Annotated in this window: 3 protein-coding genes, 1 tRNA gene and 1 pseudogene; 3 read left to right on the forward strand and 2 right to left on the reverse strand. The window is 61.1% G+C overall.

Annotation, left to right across the window (positions count from 1 at the left end):
* On the forward strand, window positions 1-143 hold a 143-nt coding region (locus tag FOA17_RS10590), incomplete at its 5' end, for an integrase core domain-containing protein (RefSeq protein WP_149141472.1).
* A 33-nt stretch (window positions 144-176) separates the two neighbouring features.
* Window positions 177-249: transfer RNA gene (locus tag FOA17_RS10595), tRNA-Ile, on the forward strand.
* A gap of 84 nt (window positions 250-333) precedes the next feature.
* Here the strand turns inward: FOA17_RS10595 and FOA17_RS10600 are convergent.
* Both FOA17_RS10600 and FOA17_RS10605 read right to left on the reverse strand, forming a co-directional pair.
* Window positions 334-942: pseudogene (locus FOA17_RS10600) on the reverse strand (IS5 family transposase); the annotation flags it as partial.
* A gap of 71 nt (window positions 943-1,013) precedes the next feature.
* Window positions 1,014-2,365, reverse strand: a protein-coding gene (locus tag FOA17_RS10605; protein WP_149141473.1) for an IS3 family transposase whose coding sequence is annotated in 2 segments (ribosomal slippage) — window positions 1,014-2,029 and window positions 2,029-2,365 — 1,353 coding nt in all. Because the reading frame shifts where the segments join, the coding sequence is not laid out codon by codon here.
* Between the two features lie 93 nt (window positions 2,366-2,458).
* Here FOA17_RS10605 and FOA17_RS10610 point away from each other — a divergent pair.
* Window positions 2,459-3,502 (forward strand): AAA family ATPase, encoded by a 1,044-nt coding sequence (locus tag FOA17_RS10610; protein ID WP_238991790.1) that lies wholly within the window; start codon window positions 2,459-2,461, stop codon window positions 3,500-3,502.
* Window positions 3,503-3,603: the final 101 nt, after the last annotated feature.

Consider the following 3,603-nt stretch of genomic DNA (forward strand, 5'->3'; position numbering starts at 1 on the left):
TCAACAGCAAGTTCCGGGCGGAATGTTTGAACGCCCATTGGTTCCTGACGCTTGCGGACGCCCGTGAAAAGATGGAGGATTGGCGTAGACACTACAATGAGGACCCTGCTCATTCGGCGATCGGATGGGCGATGATCCCTTGACCCTGCGGGACGGAATGCTTACCCAAAGCGCAGGGGGCTGTAGCTCAATGGTTAGAGCCGGGCGCTCATAACGCCTTGGTTGGGGGTTCGAGTCCCTCCGGCCCTACGTTTTCCTCAGTCTCTTTGTGTTGAAATAGGCGTTGTTGCAGAAACGCTGCCTGACGCATGACTTCCCCTTTCCCCCTCAGGTTCAGTCCACGCGAACGATCTCGGCTGTGCCGAGGGCATTGAAGCGGTTCATGAGGGCGACGCGGATGTGGATTTCGGCGGTTTGTCGGTCAGGGTCTCTCGCGGCGATGCGGTCGCCGAAGGACTTGAGGCAGCGCATCTTGGCTTCGGCGCGGCTGCGGGCGTGGTATCCTGTCCATCGCTTCCAAAACGCGCGGCCGTAGTGGCGTGTGGCGCGGAGGGTTTCGTTGCGGGCCTGGGCAGCTGGGCAATCCTCCTTCCACGGTCGACCATTCTTGCGGATCGGGATGATTGCGGTGCCACCGCGCGCGATGATGGCGATGTGGCAGCGGCGAGTATCGTAGGCGCCATCTGCGGTCACGGTGCCGATGTCTTCGTCGTCTGGGATCTGGTCCAGCAGGTCTGGCAAGACGGGGCTGTCGCCTTCCCGGCTTGGGGTAAACTCGACCGCGCGGATGTCGGATGTGGCGGTGTCCATGGCCAGATGGACCTTGCGCCATTGGCGTCTTCCTTGGACACCATGCTTGCGGGCCTGCCACTCGCCGTCGCCGAGGAACTTGATGCCGGTGCTGTCCACCAGCAGGTTCAGCGGCCCGTCGGCACGGCGATTGTCCGTCGTCGAATGATTTGGAACAGGCGGCCTGATTTTGGAGCGGAGAGCTGGGGCTCATCGGGTTCAGGTTATGCTGCTTGACGCTGGTGGTTCAAGCGGCGGTTTTGGATGGTCTGCTGTTTGATGCGCCTCCTTTCAGCCAGGATGGTTTCGTCGCGCCCGAAGTAGACGTCAGCCGGGGTCAGGTTGCCGATGCTCTCGTGGTAGCGGTGGTTGTTGTAGTGCTCGATGAAGGCGGCGATGGCAGCCTCAAGCTGGCCTTCGAGGAAGTAGTTTTCGAGCAGGATGCGGTTCTTGAGGGTCTGGTGCCATCGTTCGATCTTGCCCTGGGTCTGGGGATGCATCGGGGCGCCGCGGACATGTTTCATGCCTTTATCCTCGAGGTATCTGGCCAGACCCTCTGCGATGTAGGACGAGCCGTTATCGCTGAGAAGCCGGGGTTTGTGCAGAACTTTTGCGCTGCTGCAGCCGGACGCGGTCAGGGCGATGTCGAGCGTGTCGGTGACATCCTCGGCCCGCATGTTGCCACAGAGCTTCCAGCCGACGATGTAGCGCGAGTAGTCATCGAGGATCGTAGAAAGGTAAAACCAGCCCCAGCCGATGACCTTGAGGTAGGTGAAGTCGGTTTGCCACATCTGGTTTGGCGCCGTCGTCTTGTCCTTGAACTCATCTGCCGCCTTGATGACGATATAGGCCGGGCTGGTGATGAGGTCGTGCGCTTTGAGCAGGCGGTATACGGAAGCCTCTGACACAAAATACTTTTCCGTGTCAGTGAACCGGACTGCCAATTCGCGCGGCGACAGCTCCGGCTCTTCCAGCGCCAAGTCCACGATCTGGTCCCGCACGGCCTCAGGGATGCGGTTCCAGACCCGGGAAGGCCGTGAAGGGCGGTCTTCCAACCCCTCCGGCCCGTGTTCGACGAAGCGGTCATACCACCGGTAGAACGTGGTGGGCGGGATGCCGATCTTGGCAAGGGTGCGCCGGACCGACAGATGCGACTGCTCCACCAGCCGGATGATCTCAAGCTTCTCAGCGGCGGGATACCTCATTCGCCTTCTCCCCCAGCCCCGGTCATGTTTTTTTTGAGCAGGCGGTTTTCGAGGCTCAGATCGGCCACCAGTTCCTTCAGCGCCAAAGCCTCGGCGCGCAGGCCCTTCACTTCGCCGGTGTTGGCCTGACGAGAAGTATCACCAGCCAGCCGCTTCTTGCCGGCCTCAAGAAACTCCTTTGACCAACTGTAATACAGGCTCTGAGCTATGCCTTCCTTGCGGCAAAGCTCAGCAATGCTATCCTCGCCACGAAGGCCGGACAGAACGATCCGGATCTTCTCCTCGGACGAATGCAACTTGCGCGTCGCGCGCCGGATGTCTTTCACGACCTGCTCGGCAGGGGCCTTGGTCGTCACCGGTTTCTTCATCATCTTCAACTCCAACTGGGGTCAAGATGAGCCACAAACCCTCCGCTACGCAATCACGCCAAACTGTTCCGTGGGTGGTGACGCCGGACAGCGGGCATGATCGGGAGTCGGCAGCTCTCCCGCTTCGTCACCGAGGCCGAGGCGCGCGGCGCGAAGATCGTCCTTGTCGGCGACCACGAACAGCTCCAGGCGATCGGGGCCGGCGCACCGTTCCGCGCCATTGCTGAGAGAATAGGCCATGCCGAGCTTTCGGAGATTCGCCGGCAGCGCGTGGACTGGCAGCGGGAGGCGTCGGTTGCCTTTGCCACGCATCGCACAGCCGATGGCCTGGCCGCCTATCGAGATAATGGGAACATTCGGCTTAGCGAAACGCGGGACGAGGCGCGCGGCGAGATCGTGCGTGACTACCTTGCCGACTTGGCTGAGCGGCCAGAGGGCACCCGCGTTGCGATGGCGCACCGCCGCGCCGATGTTCGCGCCATCAATGATGCGATCAGATCGGCCCTGCAGGACAGCCATCGGCTGGGACGCGGTGAAGAAGGCGGTGAGGTGTCGTTTCAGACCAATGACGGCAAGCGTTCATTCGCGCCGGGCGACCGTATCGTGTTCCTCGAAAACAGCCGCGACCTTGGCGTGAAAAATGGGATGCTTGGCACGGTCGAGCGCGTCGAGCCTGGGAAGATCGTCGCGCAGCTCGACGGCCCAGGGGGACAGGGAAAGGGCGACAGCATCAGCGTGCCGATGAACGATTATCGCGCCGTCGACCACGGCTATGCGACGACGATCCACAAGAACCAGGGCGCGACCGTCGATCGCGCCTTCGTCTTGGCGTCGGGCACGATGGACCGGCATCTGACCTATGTCGCCATGACGCGGCATCGCGACGGCGCGCAGCTCTATGCCGGCATGGACGAGTTCAGCAGCCGGCAGGCGGGCCGCCTGGTGGAGCACGGGACTGCGCCCTATCATCATGACCCGAAGAACCGCGACAGCTATTTCGTGACGCTAGAAAGTGATCGCGGCCAGAAACACACGGTTTGGGGTGTGGACCTCGAGGTTCTGTTGCATTTTTTTGTACAGCTTGAGACAAGCCTATCTTCGGACAGAATTATGCCCCACATTCTCCAAGTAAGTCGCTGATTTCGCTGTCGTAATCGTGATATTTCGCATATAAATCATGGCGTTGACGGCTGCGAGGGGCGCGTTTCATGGATCACCTGGAGGGTGCGGGCTTGGCGCGG

It is taken from the genome of Gemmobacter caeruleus, from assembly GCF_008271655.1.
GTDB lineage: Bacteria > Pseudomonadota > Alphaproteobacteria > Rhodobacterales > Rhodobacteraceae > Gemmobacter > Gemmobacter caeruleus.